We start from the raw sequence: 17,063 nt of genomic DNA on the forward strand, positions 1-17,063 counted from the left end.
CCGGAGGGGCGCAGCCGCGGCATTGTCAATCATGGCGATGCCGTCAGCCGCCCATTCCATTAGATAACGTAATGGAAAGGATTAAGATTATTCCATTCCCTAATATCACAGGCAGCTCTAACCAGACCTCAGGTCATCGGATCGTGGGTGAAGGGAATGCAGACGTTGAGCGGTCTCGCGCTGTTCGTGTTGGCGGCAACGATTTCTCCCGGCGGGGCGACGACGCTCGCCACCGCATCGGGCATGAATTTCGGCTATCGGGGATCGCTTCCGCTGATCGCCGGCATATCGCTGGGCCTCGCCGGCATGGCCGCCGCCGCCGCGGCCGGGATCGAGGGGATATTCGTTGCCGTGCCGGCGGTACAGACGGCAGTCAAGATCGCGGGAACGGCTTATCTTCTCTGGCTGGCTTTTCAGCTGTCACGCACAGGCGCCCCGAAGACGACCGGGTCGGTCGCCAAGCCGGCGAGCATCGCGGGCGGTGCCTGGCTTGTCCTTTACAATCCGAAGGGCTGGGCGATGACCACCGGAGCCGCCGCATCCTTCTCGTCGATCGGCGACGGTCCAGCCGACGTTGCCGTTATTCTCGGAGTCGCCTTCGGATGCTTCGCGTCGGTCTCGCTGTCGGTCTGGTGCCTGGGCGGCCAGTTGCTCCGGCATGTCCTGACGCAGGACCGGCACTGGAGAGCCCTCAACATCGCGCTGGCGCTTCTCCTGGTCACATCGATCCTGCCGATCTGGATCGAGCCATGACGCCAAATCCCCTGCCGCCGGAAGACCCGAACCGTCGATCGGTTGCCAACCGTGCCGCGAATTGGTAGAGGGACTAATTCTTCCTCGCAGCGCACGGCTCTTCGCGATGCCCACGTCCGGCAGCACAGTCACGCGCCGTGCCCTCCTGATGCTGCTCGCCGCCGCCTTCGCGCTGCTGGCGATCATCGCGACGTCGGGATGGCTGGCGGACAGCACGCAGCAATATTCCCGCTCGGTCAGCCGGATATCGGCCCTGCGCGTCGCCGCTGGGACTCTGCTCAGCCAGTTGCAGGATGCCGAGATCGGACAGCGCGGCTACCTGCTGACCGAGGACCGCCAATATCTCAAGCCCTACGAGGCGGCCGTCGCGGCGGTGGACGCCACCATCGCCCGGCTGCGCGAACTGGCCGACGGCGATGCCGGCGAGCTGCGCATCCTCGACCATCTCGTCGGTCTGGCCGCCGCCAAGCGGGAGGAGCTGGCGGAGACCATCGCCCTGATGGAGGCCGGACGCCGGGACGACTCCCTGGCCATCGTGCGCACCGGCCGCGGCATGCGGCTGATGGACGATGCCAGGCGCTCGCTCGACGACCTGATCACCCCCGCCGATGCCCAACTCGACACCCAGCTCCGCGCCCTGACCGGGCAGGCCAGGACATCGGGATGGGTGGCGATCCTCGGCGGCCTGTTCATCCTGCTGGTCGTCGGCGGCGCCGTGTGGATCGCGGTCGGCTATACCCGCGCCCTCATGCAGGCACAGCGCGCGATCCAGTCCCTCAACGATTCCCTGGAGCAGCGCGTGTCGGAGCGCACCATGGAATTGCAGCGGGCCAACGACGAGATCCAGCGTTTCGCCTACATCGTCAGCCACGATCTGCGCGCACCGCTGGTCAACGTGATGGGCTTCACCAGCGAGCTCGAAGCGGGACTGGTCAGCGTAACCGCCGACCTCGACCGCCGACCGGCGGATGGCGACGACGCCACGGCGGCGGAGGCGCGGCGGGCGGTCGCCGAGGACATGCCGGAGGCCATCGGCTTCATCCGCACGTCGACGACGAAGATGGACCGTCTGATCAACGCCATCCTCGCCTTGTCGCGCCAGGGCAGTCGGACGCTGAACCCCGAACCCGTCTCCATGCAGGCTCTTCTGGAAAATGTGGCCGCCAGCAACCGCCACCGGGCCGGCGAACTGGGCTGTGCCGTCGACATCGCCGGCCCGCTGCCGTCGCTCGTCTCCGACCGGCTCGCCCTGGAGCAGGTGTTCGGGAACCTGCTGGACAATGCGATCAAATATCTCGATCCCGCCCGGCCCGGCCGGATCGCCATCCGTGGGCGGTCGGAGGCGGATTCGCTGATCTTCGAGGTCGCCGACAACGGCCGCGGAATAGCACCGCAGGATCACGAACGTATCTTCGAGCTGTTCCGCCGGTCCGGCGTGCAGGACCGTCCGGGAGAGGGGATCGGCCTCGCCTATGTCCGCACGCTCGTCCGGCGCCTGCAAGGCGATGTCACTGTCGATTCCGTTCCTGGACAGGGCAGTATCTTTCGCATAAGCCTTCCGAAAGTTCTTGCCCTGTCCCCGGAGAAGCCCGCTCATGAATCGTGACCCCCAGACGGTCTGCATCGTCATGATCGAGGACGACGAGGGACACGCCCGCCTGATCGAGAAGAACATCCGGCGGGCCGGCGTCACCAACGAGATCGTGCCCTTCACCGACGGCACCAGCGCCCTCAATTATCTGTTCGGTCCGGACGGAAGCGGACAGGCCAGCACGGGCCGGGCGCTTCTCATCCTGCTGGATTTGAACCTGCCGGACATGACCGGGGTCGATATCCTGTCCAGGCTGAAGGCCAACCCCCACACCAAGCGTTTTCCAGTCGTGGTGCTGACCACCACCGACGACCGGCAGGAAATCCAGCGCTGCTACGACATCGGGGCCAACGTCTACATCACCAAGCCGGTGAATTACGAAAGCTTCGCCACCGCGATCCGGCAGCTGGGGCTGTTCTTCTCCGTCATCCAGGTGCCCGAGGCGGAGGCATGACCGACCCGGCCATACGCATCCTCTACATCGACGACGACGTTGCGTTGGCTCGGCTGGTGCAACGAAGGCTCGAACGGCGCGGGTACGCGGTTGAGTGGGCGAAGGACGGCCGGGACGGGTTGGAGCGGCTGGGGCTTGGCGGCATCGCGGTGGTCGGGCTGGACCACGAGATGCCGGGAGCGACCGGGTTGGACATACTGCCCGCCCTGCTGTCGCGCGAGAACGCTCCGCCGGTCATCTACGTCACCGGCGCCGGTGACACGCGGGTGGCCGTCGCGGCGTTGAAGGCTGGTGCTGACGATTACGTTCCCAAGGAGACCGGCGAGGGATTCTTCGATCTGCTGGCGGCGGCCATCGAGCAGGCCCTCGAAAAGGCCCACCTGCGCCGGGAACGGGAGCGGGCGGACCGGGAGGTGCGCGCGGCCCGCGACCGGGCGGAGATGCTGCTGCGCGAGGTCAACCACCGGGTCGCCAACAGCCTGGCCCTGGTGGCGGCCTTCGTGCGGATGCAGCGGTCGGGCCTGTCGGATTCCATGGCCCGCACCGCCCTGGACGAGACCCAGCTGCGCATCACCGCGATCGCCGGCATCCACCGCAGCCTCTACACCTCCGACGACGTGCGGTCCGTCCGCTTCGACACCTATCTGGAAACGCTGCTCGCCGAAATGCACACCGCCATGGCGTCCCAGCGCCCGGACAGCTTCGTCGTCGTCGCCGACGAGGTGACGGTGCCGACCGACAAGGCCGTATCCCTGGCGGTCATCGTGACCGAACTGGTCACGAATGCCTGCAAATACGCCTATCCCGACGGCCGGGCCGGCAGCATCCGTGTGCGGGCGATGGCCGCCGAAGGGCAGCTGTCGGTGAGCGTCGAGGATGACGGGGTCGGCTTCTCCGGCGACGATGCCCCCCAGGGAACCGGCCTCGGCACCCGCATCGTCCAGGCGATGGCGTCCAGCCTGGGCGCGCTGCTGCATCATGACCGCCAGCATGCCGGCACCCGGGTGACGCTGACGATGCCGCTGCAGCCGCTGTAACCGCGCGTTCGTTCGGGCGCACCGCCCCGCCCGCCCTTGTCAGGGGCCGGGCAGGAGATTGCCGGCCATCCTGCCGAACCCCATGGACAGGATGCCGCACCCAGGCTATATCTCCGCCGGCAAGGTGAGTAAGCACTCACTTATCACAAGCGACCGACCCAGCCCTTTCCGATGGCCCCCTTCTGATGGCCCCGCGCCTCGACAGCCACGCCCGCAAGCGGGCGATCCTCGACGCCGCCCTGCCGCTGTTCGCGCGCAAGGGCTTCGCCGCGACCACCACCAAGGAGATCGCGCAGGCCGCCGGCGTGTCGGAGGCGCTGATCTTCAAGCATTTCCCATCCAAGGCCTCGCTCTACGAATCGATCTTCCTCTGCTGCATCGACGGCGATCCGGAATATGAACGGCTGGTGTCGCTGCCGCCCAGCACCGGCACGCTGGTGCAGATGATCCAGGGGATGGTGAACTATTTCGTGATCGAGTTGCCGGCCGATCCGAACGAGCGCGCCCGCCATCGCCTGTCGATCATCAGCCTGCTGGAGGACGGCGAGTTCATGCGGCAGGTCTTCGAAGGCATCCGCAGCCGCTTCCTGCCCTGCTTCGCCGCCTCCATCGCGGCCGCGACCGCCGCCGGCGACCTGATGCCGGGCCCTGTCGATGCGGAGAACGGATTCTGGCTTGCCGAGCATCTGTGCGAGATGATGGCCACCGTCTGCCTGTCCGGCGGGGCCATCGTCCCTTATCCTTGCGGCCGTCCCGACCTTGCGCGCCAGACCATCTGGTTCATCCTGCGCGGGCTCGGCCTCAGCGACACCGCCATCGCCGCGCATGAGAGCGGCGGACGCTTTCCCTTCGTGCCTTCCCAGCCGCCGCCGGCAAACGATGCGGCCAAGCCCGCAAATGGCGCAGCCAAGAATGACGACCCCACACCCGAGAGACCGGAGTAGCCGAACGTGACCCTGGACCATTCGCCAAAGACCGAGACGTCATTCGGCCACCCGGCGTCCGAGCCGGGGCGCGGGGCGCCTCCCCCCACCTCGCCGCCGCGCAAGCCGGTGACGCGCGGGCGGCTGACCGTGCGCATCGTCATCACGCTGATCGTGCTGGGACTGCTGGGCGCGGGGCTGTACGGCTTCAACACGTTCCGCGCCAAGGCCATCGCCGACTTCTTCGCCAACAACAAGCCGCCGCCCACGCCGGTGGCGCTGGCCGAGGCGACGGTGCAGACCATCCCGAAATACCTGTCGGCCATCGGCACGCTCCAGGCCGCGCGTCAGGTGACGGTGGCCCCCGAGGTCGCCGGCCGTGTCGACCGCATCCCGTTCGAATCGGGCGCCCGCGTCAAAGCCGGCGACCCGCTGGTCCAGTTGAACGACGCCACCGAGCAGGCCGACCTGCTGGCCCAGCGCGCCCAGGCGCGCCTGGCCGAGCTGAACCTTGAACGCTACCGCGACCTGCGCCGCAGCCAGGCGACACCCCAGAGCAACGTCGACCAGTATCAGGCGCAGCTCGACGAGATCAACGCGAACATGAAACGCACCAGCGCCCTGATCGGCCAGAAGCTGATCAAGGCGCCGTTCGACGGCGAACTCGGCATCCGGCAGGTCAATGTCGGCGACTACGTCAATCCGGGCGCGACCATCGTCACGCTGACCGACCTGTCGCAGCTCTACATCAACTTCACCCTGCCGGAGCAGAGCTTCACCAAGCTGTCGGTCGGCCAGGGGGTGCTGATCAACGTCGATGCCCTGCCCGGCCGCGATTTCGAGGCGAAGATCACCACCATCGAGCCGCAGGTCAGCGCCGACACCCGTGCCGTCAAGGTGCAGGCGACGATGGACAACCGTGAGCGCCAGCTGCGGCCGGGCATGTTCGCCAATGTCCGCGTCGTCCTGCCGCCGCAGCCCAACACGCTGACCGTTCCGGAAACCGCGGTCGACTACACGGTCTACGGCGATTCCGTCTTCGTCGCGACCCAGCAGAAGACCCAGGACGGCAAGGAGCAGCTGGTGGTGGAGCGCAAGCCGGTCAAGGTCGGCGACCGCCTCGCGAACCGCGTGGAGATCCGCAGCGGCCTGAACGCCGGCGACCGCGTCGTGGTGTCGGGCCAGCTGAAGCTCGCCAACGGTGCGGCCGTGGTCCCGGCGGAGAAGAATCCGCTGACCCCGCCGCAGACCCTGCCGCAGAACTGAGGCCGACGCCATGGGCAGTTTCACCGACATCTTCATCCGCCGGCCGGTCCTGTCGCTCGTGGTCAGCCTGCTGATCCTGCTGATCGGGGCGCGCGCGCTGCTGGAGCTGCCGATCCGGCAGTATCCGCAGCTGCAGAACACGGTCATCACCGTGACCACCAGCTATCCCGGCGCCTCGCCGGAGCTGATGCAGGGCTTCATCGCCACGCCGATCGAACAGGCGGTCTCCTCGGCCGAGGGCCTCGACTATCTGACCTCCTCCTCCACCCAGGGGCAGAGCGTCGTCACCGCCTATGTCCGGCTGAACTTCGACCCCAACGTCGCGATGACCGACGTGATGGCGAAGGTGCAGCAGGTCAAATACCAGCTGCCGCGCGAGGCCAATGACCCGGTCATCCTCAAGTCGACCGGCGAGACGACCTCGATCCTCTATATGGGCTTCTCCAGCCCCGAACTGTCGGGAGCGGCGATCTCCGACTACCTGACGCGCGTGGTGCAGCCGGTGCTGTCCACGGTGGAGGGCGTCGCCCGCGCCCAGATCCTGGGCGGCCAGACCTTCGCCATGCGGCTGTGGCTCGACCCGGTCAAGATGGCGGCGCGCAACATCTCGCCGGCCGACGTCTCGGCGGCGATCACCGCCAACAACTACCAGTCGGCCCCCGGCCAGACCAAGGGCGTCTTCGTCATCTCCAACGTCACCGCCAACACCGGCCTGACCGACGTCGAGCAGTTCCGCGACATGGTGGTGAAAGCGAAGGACGGGGCGCTGGTGCGCATGCGCGACATCGCCACGGTCGAACTCAGCTCCAAGAGCTTCGACGCCAGCGTGGCGATGAACGGGCAGCAGGCGATCTTCATCGGCGTCGACGCCACCCCGACCGGCAACCCGCTGAACATCGTCGCCGACATCCGCAAGATGGAGCCCGACCTGCGGCGCAACCTGCCGCCCAACATGAACATGGAGATCGTCTACGACAGCACCCGCTTCATCCAGGCCTCCATCGACGAGGTGGTGAAGACGCTGCTGGAGGCGGTCGCCATCGTCATCGTCGTCATCTTCCTGTTCCTCGGCAGCCTGCGGTCGGTTCTGATCCCGGTGGTGACGATTCCGCTGTCCATCGTCGGCGCGGCCACCTTCATGCTGGCGCTGGGATTCTCGCTGAACCTGCTGACGCTGCTGGCGATGGTGCTCGCCATCGGCCTCGTCGTCGACGACGCCATCGTGGTGGTGGAGAACATCCATCGGCATATCGAGCACGGCAAGTCGAAGGTCGCCGCGTCGCTGATCGGCGCCCGCGAGATCATCGGGCCGGTCATCTCCATGACCATCACGCTGGCGGCGGTCTATGCCCCCATCGGCCTGCTGGGCGGCCTGACCGGCGCGCTGTTCCGCGAATTCGCCTTCACGCTGGCCGCGTCGGTGATCGTGTCGGGTGTGGTGGCGCTGACGCTGTCGCCGATGATGTGCTCCGTCATCCTGAAGGAAGGGGAGCCGGGCCGCTTCGCCGCCTTCCTCGACCGTCAGTTCGAACGGCTGGCGGGCTGGTACGAGCGGCGGCTGCACGGCATGCTCGACTATCGCGCCGCGACCCTGCTGTTCGCGGTCGGCATCCTGCTGTCGGTCGGCTACCTGTTCGCCAACACCATGTCGGAACTGGCGCCGGAAGAGGACCAGGGCATCCTGTTCGGCATCTCCAAGGGGCCGCAATACGCCAACCTCGACTACATCGACAGCTTCGGCAAGCAGATCGACGAGACCTTCGCCGCCTTCCCGGAGACCGACACCCGCTTCATCCTGACCGGCCTGCCCACCCTCAACCAGGGCTTCGCCGGCATGATCCTGAAGCCGTGGGACGAGCGCAAACGGACGGCCAAGGAACTGCAGCCTCTGGCCCAGGCCGAGCTGAGCAAGGTGACGGGCATCAACGTGTTCCTGGTGTCGCCGCCGGCCCTGCCCGGCTCCACCGGCGGCCTGCCGGTGCAGATGGTGATCTCCAGCCCCGGCGATTACCGCACCATCTTCGACGCCATCGAGCGGATCAAGGACGCCGCCACCAAGAGCGGCATGTTCATCGTCACCGACAGCGACCTGCAATATGACAGCCCGGTCGTCCGGCTGAAGATCGACCGCGCAAAGGCGGCCGATCTCGGACTGACCATGCAGTCGGTGTCGAGCACGCTGTCGGTGCTGGTCGGGGGCAACTACGTCAACCGCTTCAACCTGAACGGCCGCTCCTACGAGGTCATTCCCCAGGTGCCGCGGGCGGAGCGCCTGACGCCCGAGTCGCTGACCAACTACTACGTCACCTCCGGATCGGGCGCCCAGATCCCGCTGTCCACCGTGGTGTCGGTGGAAACGGCGGTGGAGCCCAACGCGCTGAACAAGTACAACCAGCTGCCCTCGGCCACCTTCTCCGCCGTGCCGATGCCGGGCGTCTCCATGGGTCAGGTCGTCGACTTTCTGGAGGAGCAGGCGCGCACCCAGCTGCCGGCCGGCTTCAACCATGCCTACCTGTCGGAATCGCGCCAGTTCGTGACGGAGGGCAGCCAGCTGATGGTCACCTTCGCCTTCGCGCTGATCGTGATCTATCTGGTGCTGGCCGCGCAGTTCGAATCGCTGCGCGACCCGCTGGTGATCCTGGTGTCGGTGCCGATGTCGATCTGCGGCGCGCTGCTCCCGCTGTTCTTCGGCGTCGCCACCATGAACATCTACACCCAGGTCGGTCTGGTGACCTTGATCGGCCTGATCTCCAAGCACGGCATCCTGCTGGTGGAGTTCGCCCGCGAGATGCAGCTCAACGAGGGCGTCGACCGCCGCACCGCCATCGAGCATGCCGCCCGCGTCCGCCTGCGCCCGATCCTGATGACCACCGCGGCGATGGTGGTCGGCCTGCTGCCGCTGCTGACCGCGGCGGGTGCCGGTGCGGCCAGCCGCTTCTCCATCGGTCTGGTCATCGTGTCGGGCATGCTGATCGGCACGCTGTTCACCCTGTTCGTCCTGCCGGCGGTCTACACCCTGCTGGCCAAGGACCACTACGCCGCCTCCCGCTCCAGCCGGGCGGAGCAGCTGCGCAGCACGACCTGACGCGCCGTCGGGCATCCTTCGACGAAACAGGCCCCTCCCGGTCGGGAGGGGCCTGTTTTCGTTCGGGGCTTTCTTTCGGGGCCTCTCACCCCGCCAGTTCCGCCGGTACCGGCAGATCCTCGCCCTCCTCGCGGCGGAGCATCCAGATCATCCAGCGTTCCGTGTGGATCAGCAGGCGCCGGGTCTCGACGCTGTCGCAGCCGCGGCTGTGGCTGCGCAGGAGGCGGATGGCGCGGCAGATGGCGGACTGCGGGTCCTGGGCTCGATCCGGCACGGGCTGGGGTCCTCGGTGGCTATGCGGAGGGTAATGCGGGCTCTCCGACACATAGCGGACCGATCCGCAACCAAAGCGTGATCTTTCTTGGCCTCACGCAGAATCCTGTCCGGTCGCCGTTCCAAAGTTGCGTCTGGCCGCCGGAATGATGCGGACGGTGACGATCAAGGTTTCAAAGGGCGCCGCCAGTCACGGGGTTTGACCGGTTCATGCCCGGCAAAGGCTACCCTGTGCGCTCTTGTCCCTACCTGTGGCATTTATCGAATGTTATATCTTTCGATTTAGACCATCGCTCGGGCCGTCGCCGTCACGAATGCTGTCCGTCCAAGCGCCGGCATTTCACAACCGCAGTCCGTGGGGATTCAAAAGCCATGACCAAGCGACTGTTCTCCCGCCTTGCCGCGCTCTGTTCCGCCGTGTTATGCGGCTTGGCGGCCACCGCGCCGTCCCCGGCGCTGGCGGATGAGCAGGCCTTCCGCATCGGCATCGCCCCGCACACCAGCGCCCGCGTCATCATCGAACAGTACCAGCCCGTCCGCCGTGCGGTGGAGGCGGCGCTGGGCCGGCCGGTGGAGATCGTGACGGCGCCCGACTTCACCGCCTTCGCCCGCCGGGCGGTCGAGCAGGAATACGACATCGCCGTGACCACCGGCCATCAGGCGGAGATGCTGCGCAAGGATGCCGGCTACCTGCCGCTGCTGACCTACAGATCGGACTTCCGCGCCGTGCTGGTGACGGCGGCCAAGGGGCCTTACCAGACGGTGCAGTCGCTGGCCGGCACCACCGTGCTGGGGCTCAGCCCGTCGTCGCTGGTGACCCTGTGGGGCCAGCACTGGCTGGCCGAGCAGAAGCTGCCGAACATCCAGCTGCGCTATGTCAGCGCCGCCGACAGCGTGGCCCAGCTGATCCTGGCCGGCGACGCGTCCGCCGGCTTCATGTCGCTGGCCAATCGCGCCAAGCTGGCGCCGGAGGTGCAGGCGCAGCTGTCCACCATCGCCGAAAGCCGGTCGATGGCCGGTCGCGTCTACATGCTGAACGGCAAGCAGGCCGCCTTGGCGGAATCGCTGCGCAAGGCGCTGTTCGCTTTCGGCGAGACGGCCGACGGCCGGACCTATTTCGACGCCAACCAGCTGGGCGGCTACCGCCCGGTCACCGACGAGGAGCTGGAGGCGATGGAGCCGCTGGCCGACGAGGTCCGGAGCGTTCTGAAGGCCGGGAAATGATCCTGTCCCGTCTGGCGCCCTGGAAGACGCTGCGCGGGCGCATGCTGGCCGCCGCCATGGCGGTCGAGGCGATCATGCTGACCCTGCTGGTCGCCAACAGCGTGCGCCTGCTCTACGGCAGCCTCGCCGAACAGGCCAGGCTGCATGCGGAACAGGTGGCGCCGGTGCTGAACGCCGCCCTGGTGGCGCCGCTGGCCCAGCGCGACTATGCGACCCTGCAGGCGGTGCTGGACGAAAGCCGCTCCACCGGCGGCGTGCTCTATCTCGCCGTCGCCGACAGCAAGGGCAAGCTGGTGGCAACCAGCGGCTGGCCGCAGGACCGCAGCCTGCCCGCCCCCGACCCGGCCCTGACCCTGGACGCCAAGGATGGCGTCGCCCGCTATGACGTGACGGTGCCGGTGGCGCTGGCGGGACAGAAGCTGGGCACGGTGCAGTTCGGCCTGGATCTGGCCCACATCGTCCAGGCCCGGCGCGACCTGCTGACCCAGGGCATCGCCATCGCCCTCTCGGAGATCCTGCTGTCGGCCGGGCTCCTGACCCTGCTCGGCCTGTGGCTGACCCGCCATCTGGCGGCGCTGGCGCGGGCCAGCGAACGGGTGGCGGCCGGCGATTACAGCCCGCCGGCGCTGGCGGAGGGCGACGACGACATCGGCCGGCTGGGGGCCGCCTTCAACACCATGTCCCACGCCATCAAGGAGCGCGTCGACCAGTTGACCGTGGCGCTCGACGAGCAGGAGGCGCTCGCCCGCGACATGGAACAGGAACGCGCCCGCCTGTCGGCCCTGCTGTCGGCGATGGATTTCGGCGTGCTGTTCGTCGGCGGCGACGGGCGCATCGCCTATGCCAACCCGGCCTTCTCCGCCCTGTTCGCCATCGCCGGGGCGCCGGTCGGCCACCGGCTGGACGAGACGCTGGCCAATGCCGGCAACGCCCCGCGCGACACCGACCACACGCTGCTGTCGGCGGTGGACGGCGACGAGCGGCGCGAGATGACGCTGACCGACGGGCGCATCGTCAGCTGGCACAATGTGCCTGTGCGCAACGCCGCCGGGACCGCCATCGGCAAGCTGTGGCTCTGCATCGACGTGACCGAGCCGCGGCGCGCCGCCGAACAGCTGCTCCAGGCCAAGGAGACGGCGGAAGCCGCCAGCCGGTCGAAGACCGAGTTCCTGGCGACCGTGAGCCACGAGCTGCGCACCCCGATGAACGGCGTGCTGGGCAACCTGACCCTGTTGACCGACGCCTCCCTGCCGGCGGAGGAGAAGCGGCTGGCCGACGTCGCCCGCCGGTCGGCCGAAACGCTGCTGCGGCTGCTGGACGACATTCTGGACCTGTCGAAGCTGGAGGCCCGCCGCATCGACCTTGAGGAGGCCGACTGCGCCCTGCCCCAGCTGATCGATGGCGTGCTGGAGGTGCTGCGCCCCAACGCCACCGACAAGGGGCTGGACCTGTCGGCCCGGCTGATGCCGTCGGTGCCGGAGGTGATCGTCACCGATCCGGCCCGGCTGCGCCAGATCTTGTTCAATCTGGTCGGCAACGCGGTGAAATTCACCGAAGAGGGCCACATCGCCGTGCGGGTGCGCCGGCTGGGCCGCGACCCTGCCGAGTTCGTTCCCCATGGCCGCCCTGACTCCTTCCTGCTGGAGTTCGAGGTGGAGGACACCGGCATCGGCATCGCGCCCGGCTCGGTGCCGACCCTGTTCGACCGCTTCACCCAGGCCGACAGCTCGATCACCCGGCGCTATGGCGGTACCGGGCTGGGGCTGGCGATCTGCCGCGACCTCTGCCTGCTGATGGGCGGCAGCATCGCCGTCGACACCGCTCCCGGCCGCGGCAGCGTCTTCCGCTTCACCATCGTCGCCGGTCCCGGCGATCCGTCGGCGCTGCGCCGCATCGACGCCGGCCACGGCACCAGCCTGGGCGAGGCCGCGCGCGTCGCGGCATTGCCGCCGCTGCGCGTGCTGGCGGTCGACGACATCGAGGTGAACCGCGACATCGTCCGCGGCATCCTGGAGCGCGCCGGCCACAGCGTGGCCCTGGCCGCCAGCGGCGGAGAGGCGGTGCGGATGGTGCGCGACCAGCCCTTCGACCTCGTGCTGATGGACATCCAGATGCCGGGCATGGATGGGCTGACCGCCACCCGCCGCGTGCGCGAACTTCCGGGAGACAAGGGCAGCGTGCCGATCCTGGCGCTGACCGCCCATGCGTCGGGCAGCTCGCGGCCGGAATGCCTGTCGGCGGGGATGAACGGTTTCGTCACCAAGCCCTTGCGTCCCGCCCTGCTCTTCGCCGAAATGGCGTCGGTACTGGGCAACGGCCAAGGCGGCCAAGGCGGCAACGGCCTGCCCCCCGTTTCCCAACAGGCCGCTTCCAATCCGGCCGCTCCCGAATCCCCGTCCCCCGAGGCTGACATGACCGATATCCCGGACGCCGACCTGTTGGACGAAGAGCAGGTGTCGCTGCTGCTGGAGGTGCTGACGGCCGACGACTGGACCGCCTCCATCGCCGGGTTCACCGAGAATGGCCGCAAGACCATCGACGGCCTGATCGCCCAGGCCCGTGCCGGGGAGCCGCACAACCGGACCGCCCACACGCTGAAGGGCACCTCGCTCAATCTCGGCGCCGCCGCCCTCGGCCGGCTGGCGAAGGAATTGGAACACGCCCCCGCCGCCGCGGTTCTGGAACAGGAAGGGCGGCTCTATGACCTGCTCGACCGTTCGCTCGCCGCCCTGGCCGCACGCACGCCGACCGTCCTCTGAACGGATCGACGTCTGAACGGATAAGCCGACGGTTGGACAGCATCCATCAGGCAATGGCGGCTTCCACATTCGGACAGGTGGTCGCGGCACAAAAGCTTCCCTGAAGCGTTGTTCCATCAGGACAATGACCAGAGAGGCACCATGAGCGAGCCTGCGGACGATCTCGACCAATGGACCGGCACGCGGCCCGGGGTGAGGGCCGACCGGGTGCGGCCGGCAGTTCGCCAGGCGATGACAGCGGCCGGCTTCGCGCCGATGGATTTGGGCGACGGCAGCAATGCCTGGTATCGCCGGTCCGACGACGGCACCCACGCGTTGATTTCGCACAACAATGCGCTGGACGGCGACCCGGCGGTCAAGGACTGGATCGTCGGCCAGTATGGCGAGCGCGGCGGCTTCGTCGAGGTCGGCGGTCTGCCCCTGGCCCGCGCGCTGGAAGGGGCCGACGTCCTGCCGTCGCCGGTTCGGCCGGACGGATCGCTGGTGGAGGCGCTTTACCCTTCCCTCCAACAGGCACTTGATGATCTGGGGTGATAGTCCAGCCCGAGCTTGCGGATGGCCCAATGGGCGATGACCAAGGTCGGGGTGGACAAGCGGACGGCTGAACGGAAAAGCTCACGCCGGTTGCCGGATGGGATTACGACCCCCATCTGTCCGCCGACCACCGCTTTGACCAGCAGCGAGCCGCCTGTCCATGGAAGCCGACCGATCCAAGCCCTTGCGCATCCTGCTCGTCGAAGACGAACCGCTGGTGGCCATGGCCATAGAGGATTCGCTGGAAGTCCAGAATGTCGTCGTCGTCGGTCCCGCCGGCACGGTGGCGGAGGCGCTGGACCTGATCGCCAAGGGCGGCATCGACGCCGCCCTGCTCGACGTCACCCTGCGCGGTGAGCGCGTCGACAGCGTCGCCGACGCTCTGGGCGCCGAGGGCATCCCCTTCGTCTTCACCACCGGTCATGGCGCCGCCGGCCTGCCGAAGAGCCATCAGGCCCGCCCGGTCCTGACCAAGCCCTTCCGCGAGGTCGAGATGACCGACGCCATCGACCGCTATTTCCGCGGCGGGGCATAACGCCCCGCCCCACTGCACCCCGGTCACTCTCCCCCTGCCCTGCTCAGCCCGGCCGCCCATCGGCCCGCGGCGACAGCAGGACCGGGGCGTAGGCGACGAGATACAGGGCGAAGGCCGCGACCCAGGCATAGCCCGACCATTGCAGCGCCGCCCACACCCAGTCCACCGGCAGCAGCGGCGAGGCGGTGCGGCCGACCGCGGCGGCCGTCAGCAGCACATAGGCGGCGACCGTCGCCCGCGACACCGTCAGCGGCCGCCCGGTGTGGCCGAGCGAGGCGCGGCTCATCACCGCCAGGATCAGCGTGGCGAAGGCGCCGACCGTCATCGCATGGGTTCCCGAAGCAGCGGGCAGGCCGGCCAGGGCATGCAGCCCGCGCAAGGTCAGCGCCACCGGCACCCACAGATAGCCGACATGCAGGATCCACAGGATCGGCGAGCGCCAGGCTTTCCAGCCCTGCCAGCCGGCCAGCCGCACGGCATGGGCCACCGCGGCGGCGAGCGCGATCAGTCCGGTGACCGCCGACTCAGGGGCCACCATCGTCGCCGGGATCAGCGCCAGCGTCAGAACCAGCGTCGGCCGCTCCACCATCGGCCAGGACCGCACACCCAAGCCCGCCTTGCCGAGCCCGTTGCGGGTGAAGGCCGGCAGGATGCGCCCGCCGATCACCGTCACCATCATCAGGATGATGCCAAGCCCCAGCGCGAAACCGGCATCCGCCCCGCCATCGAGCATTTCCAGCCAATCCAGATGGATCAGCAGGTTGGCGGCGGTCAGCAGCCCGATCAGGATCAGGAAGGCGCTGTTGCGCCACTTGCCCGCCTTCACCAGCGGCCGGGCGAGCGCGATGCCGAGCCCCGGCAGGAAGGCGATGTCGATCACCGCCGCCACCGCTTCCGGCATGCCGGTCCAGGGGAGGACGGCGACGCGGCCGGCCATCCACAGCGCCGCGAGCGCCATCAACGGCGCGCCGGAGACCGCCTTGGTCCCCGTCCAGCTCGGCACCGCGGTCAGCAGGAAGCCGGCGACGGCGGCCACCACCATGCCGAACAGCATCTCATGCGCATGCCAGGCGCTGGCTCCCGCCGCATGGTCCGGCCATTCCCCGGTCACCAGCACACCCAGCCAGGCGGCCAGCAGCCCGACCGCGGCCACGCCGCTGAACAGGAAGAAGAAGCGGAAGCCATATTGGAACAGGATCGGGATGGCGGGGCCGTCGTCACGGCCGGCGAGACTGGGGGAGGACATGGACAGGAACTCCGCAGGACGGGTGCTGCAATGCAGGATGACCGTCAGCCTGCGCGCAGCACCTCCACATCGCCTTGACGAAAATCAAACGCATTCTCAAGCTGGCGTCCCATCCAACCTCCTCCCGGACCCATGCCCCGTCCAGACAGCCTGTCCCTGCGCGAGGCGCGCCGCGTCGCCATCGCCGCCCAGGGTTTCCCCAACAGCGCCACCGCCACCACCGAGGCCGCCGCCGACACGGTCGAAGCCCGCCATGCCCGGCGCCTGATCGGGCGGCTGGGGCTGGTGCAGATCGATTCCGTCAATGTGCTGGTGCGCTCCCATTACCTGCCGCTCTTCTCGCGGCTCGGTCCGTACGAGGCGGCTCTGCTCGACCGGCTGGCCTATGGCGGCAGGCGGCGGGCGCTGTTCGAATATTGGGGCCACGAGGCCTCCCTGATCCCGGTGGAGCAGCAACCGCTGTTCCGCTGGCGCATGGCGCGGGCCGAACGCGGCGAGGGCACCTATGGCGAACTGGCGCGCTTCGCCGTCGAACGCCGGCCCTACATCGAGTCGGTTCTGGCGGAGGTGGCGTCGCGCGGACCGATGGGGGCATCCGAACTCAGCGAGGCCGGCCGCGGCGCCGGCGGCTGGTGGGGGTGGAGCGACGGCAAGCGGGCGCTGGAGTATCTGTTCTGGGCCGGCCTCGTCACCACCGCCGGCCGGCGCGGGTTCGAACGGCTCTACGATTTACCGGAGCGGGTGCTTCCCGCCGCCGTGCTCGACACCCCCACCCCGGAGGAGGCGGAAGCCCAGCGCGCCCTGCTGCGCATCGCCGCCCGCGCCCATGGCGTGGCGACCGAGCGCGACCTGCGCGACTATCACCGGCTGGATGTCGCCGACGCCCGCCTGCGCATCGCCGAGCTGGTGGAGGCCGGCGAGTTGCTGCCGGTGACGGTGGAGGGCTGGGACCGCATCGCCTACGTCACCCCCGATCTGCGCATCCCGCGCAAGGCGGCGTCCCGCGCCCTGCTCTCCCCCTTCGATTCGCTGATCTGGGAGCGGCAGCGCACCGAGCGTCTGTTCGGCGCCCGCATCCGGCTGGAAATCTACACCCCCGCCCACAAGCGCGAGCATGGCTATTACGTCCTGCCCTTCCTGATGGACGAGCGCATCGCCGCCCGCGTCGATCTGAAATCCGACCGCAAGGCCGGCACCCTGCTGGTCCAGACCGCCCATGCCGAACCGCATGCCCAGCCCGGCACCATCGCTCCCGCCCTGGCGGCGGAGCTGCGCCGGCTGGCCGGCTGGCTGGGGCTGGAGCGGGTGACCGTGGTCGGCGCCGGCGATCTGGCGCCGGCCTTGGCGGGGGTGCTGGGCGAAGCTCAGGCATACTGACGCCGA

General features: G+C 68.5%; 14 protein-coding genes. 12 read left to right on the forward strand and 2 right to left on the reverse strand.

Annotated elements, in window-relative coordinates; genetic code table 11:
- Window positions 1–156 precede the first annotated feature (156 nt).
- From GBZ48_RS08005 to GBZ48_RS08035, 7 genes are all read left to right on the forward strand, one after another.
- A complete protein-coding gene (locus GBZ48_RS08005; RefSeq protein ID WP_174470540.1) occupies window positions 157–753 on the forward strand; it encodes a LysE family translocator in 597 nt (198 codons plus the stop codon).
- Between the two features lie 106 nt (window positions 754–859).
- Window positions 860–2,359, forward strand: coding sequence for a sensor histidine kinase (locus tag GBZ48_RS08010; RefSeq protein WP_174470541.1), 1,500 nt, complete (start codon window positions 860–862; stop codon window positions 2,357–2,359).
- On the forward strand, window positions 2,349–2,798 hold the full coding sequence (locus GBZ48_RS08015) for a response regulator (RefSeq protein ID WP_174470542.1): 450 nt from the start codon (window positions 2,349–2,351) through the stop codon (window positions 2,796–2,798). The genes GBZ48_RS08010 and GBZ48_RS08015 overlap by 11 nt, the downstream gene beginning before the upstream one ends.
- Window positions 2,795–3,835: a sensor histidine kinase gene (locus GBZ48_RS08020; protein ID WP_174470543.1), complete on the forward strand. Its 1,041-nt coding sequence runs from the start codon at window positions 2,795–2,797 to the stop codon at window positions 3,833–3,835. The genes GBZ48_RS08015 and GBZ48_RS08020 overlap by 4 nt, the downstream gene beginning before the upstream one ends.
- Window positions 3,836–4,020: 185 nt before the next feature.
- Window positions 4,021–4,779 (forward strand): TetR/AcrR family transcriptional regulator, encoded by a 759-nt coding sequence (locus tag GBZ48_RS08025; RefSeq protein WP_174470544.1) that lies wholly within the window; start codon window positions 4,021–4,023, stop codon window positions 4,777–4,779.
- A gap of 6 nt (window positions 4,780–4,785) precedes the next feature.
- A complete protein-coding gene (locus GBZ48_RS08030; protein ID WP_343049426.1) occupies window positions 4,786–6,024 on the forward strand; it encodes an efflux RND transporter periplasmic adaptor subunit in 1,239 nt (412 codons plus the stop codon).
- A gap of 10 nt (window positions 6,025–6,034) precedes the next feature.
- Window positions 6,035–9,109 carry a multidrug efflux RND transporter permease subunit gene (locus GBZ48_RS08035; protein WP_174470545.1) on the forward strand — a complete coding sequence of 1,025 codons (3,075 nt, stop codon included), beginning with the start codon at window positions 6,035–6,037 and terminating at the stop codon, window positions 9,107–9,109.
- Between the two features lie 85 nt (window positions 9,110–9,194).
- Here the strand turns inward: GBZ48_RS08035 and GBZ48_RS08040 are convergent, their stop codons facing one another.
- A complete protein-coding gene (locus GBZ48_RS08040; RefSeq protein WP_098736128.1) occupies window positions 9,195–9,383 on the reverse strand; it encodes a hypothetical protein in 189 nt (62 codons plus the stop codon).
- Between the two features lie 371 nt (window positions 9,384–9,754).
- Here GBZ48_RS08040 and GBZ48_RS08045 point away from each other — a divergent pair, with 371 nt between their 5' ends.
- The 4 genes from GBZ48_RS08045 (at window position 9,755) to GBZ48_RS08060 (ending at window position 14,434) form a co-directional block, all read left to right on the forward strand.
- Complete coding sequence (locus GBZ48_RS08045; RefSeq protein ID WP_174470546.1) at window positions 9,755–10,606, forward strand: phosphate/phosphite/phosphonate ABC transporter substrate-binding protein; 852 nt, start codon at window positions 9,755–9,757, stop codon at window positions 10,604–10,606.
- Window positions 10,603–13,365 (forward strand): hybrid sensor histidine kinase/response regulator, encoded by a 2,763-nt coding sequence (locus GBZ48_RS08050; RefSeq protein WP_174470547.1) that lies wholly within the window; start codon window positions 10,603–10,605, stop codon window positions 13,363–13,365. Before GBZ48_RS08045 ends, GBZ48_RS08050 begins: the two co-directional genes overlap by 4 nt.
- A gap of 141 nt (window positions 13,366–13,506) precedes the next feature.
- Entirely contained in the window at window positions 13,507–13,899 is a 393-nt protein-coding gene (locus GBZ48_RS08055) for a hypothetical protein (RefSeq protein ID WP_174470548.1), read from the forward strand.
- A gap of 160 nt (window positions 13,900–14,059) precedes the next feature.
- On the forward strand, window positions 14,060–14,434 hold the full coding sequence (locus GBZ48_RS08060; protein ID WP_174470549.1) for a response regulator: 375 nt from the start codon (window positions 14,060–14,062) through the stop codon (window positions 14,432–14,434).
- 43 nt (window positions 14,435–14,477) lie between these two features.
- On the opposite strand, the gene GBZ48_RS08065 is transcribed toward GBZ48_RS08060, so the two are convergent.
- The gene (locus tag GBZ48_RS08065) at window positions 14,478–15,680 is read right to left on the reverse strand and encodes an NnrS family protein (protein ID WP_174470550.1); all 1,203 of its coding nucleotides are present in this window, start codon (window positions 15,678–15,680) and stop codon (window positions 14,478–14,480) included.
- A gap of 132 nt (window positions 15,681–15,812) precedes the next feature.
- On the opposite strand from GBZ48_RS08065, the gene GBZ48_RS08070 reads away from it, so the two are divergent.
- Window positions 15,813–17,057 (forward strand): winged helix-turn-helix domain-containing protein, encoded by a 1,245-nt coding sequence (locus GBZ48_RS08070; RefSeq protein WP_174470551.1) that lies wholly within the window; start codon window positions 15,813–15,815, stop codon window positions 17,055–17,057.
- The last annotated feature ends 6 nt before the right edge of the window (window positions 17,058–17,063 follow it).

The organism is Azospirillum melinis (assembly GCF_013340935.1).
In the GTDB taxonomy this organism is placed as follows: Bacteria; Pseudomonadota; Alphaproteobacteria; order Azospirillales; family Azospirillaceae; genus Azospirillum; species Azospirillum melinis.

Bases quoted from the DNA above. Each gene is read 5' to 3' on its own strand.
- GBZ48_RS08005 (WP_174470540.1), top strand. From the start codon at position 157: ATGCAGACGTTGAGCGGTCTCGCGCTGTTCGTGTTGGCGGCAACGATT.
- GBZ48_RS08010 (WP_174470541.1), top strand. From the start codon at position 860: ATGCCCACGTCCGGCAGCACAGTCACGCGCCGTGCCCTCCTGATGCTG.
- GBZ48_RS08015 (WP_174470542.1), top strand. From the start codon at position 2,349: ATGAATCGTGACCCCCAGACGGTCTGCATCGTCATGATCGAGGACGAC.
- GBZ48_RS08020 (WP_174470543.1), top strand. From the start codon at position 2,795: ATGACCGACCCGGCCATACGCATCCTCTACATCGACGACGACGTTGCG.
- GBZ48_RS08025 (WP_174470544.1), top strand. From the start codon at position 4,021: ATGGCCCCGCGCCTCGACAGCCACGCCCGCAAGCGGGCGATCCTCGAC.
- GBZ48_RS08035 (WP_174470545.1), top strand. From the start codon at position 6,035: ATGGGCAGTTTCACCGACATCTTCATCCGCCGGCCGGTCCTGTCGCTC.
- GBZ48_RS08045 (WP_174470546.1), top strand. From the start codon at position 9,755: ATGACCAAGCGACTGTTCTCCCGCCTTGCCGCGCTCTGTTCCGCCGTG.
- GBZ48_RS08050 (WP_174470547.1), top strand. From the start codon at position 10,603: ATGATCCTGTCCCGTCTGGCGCCCTGGAAGACGCTGCGCGGGCGCATG.
- GBZ48_RS08055 (WP_174470548.1), top strand. From the start codon at position 13,507: ATGAGCGAGCCTGCGGACGATCTCGACCAATGGACCGGCACGCGGCCC.
- GBZ48_RS08060 (WP_174470549.1), top strand. From the start codon at position 14,060: ATGGAAGCCGACCGATCCAAGCCCTTGCGCATCCTGCTCGTCGAAGAC.
- GBZ48_RS08065 (WP_174470550.1), bottom strand. From the start codon at position 15,680: ATGTCCTCCCCCAGTCTCGCCGGCCGTGACGACGGCCCCGCCATCCCG.
- GBZ48_RS08070 (WP_174470551.1), top strand. From the start codon at position 15,813: ATGCCCCGTCCAGACAGCCTGTCCCTGCGCGAGGCGCGCCGCGTCGCC.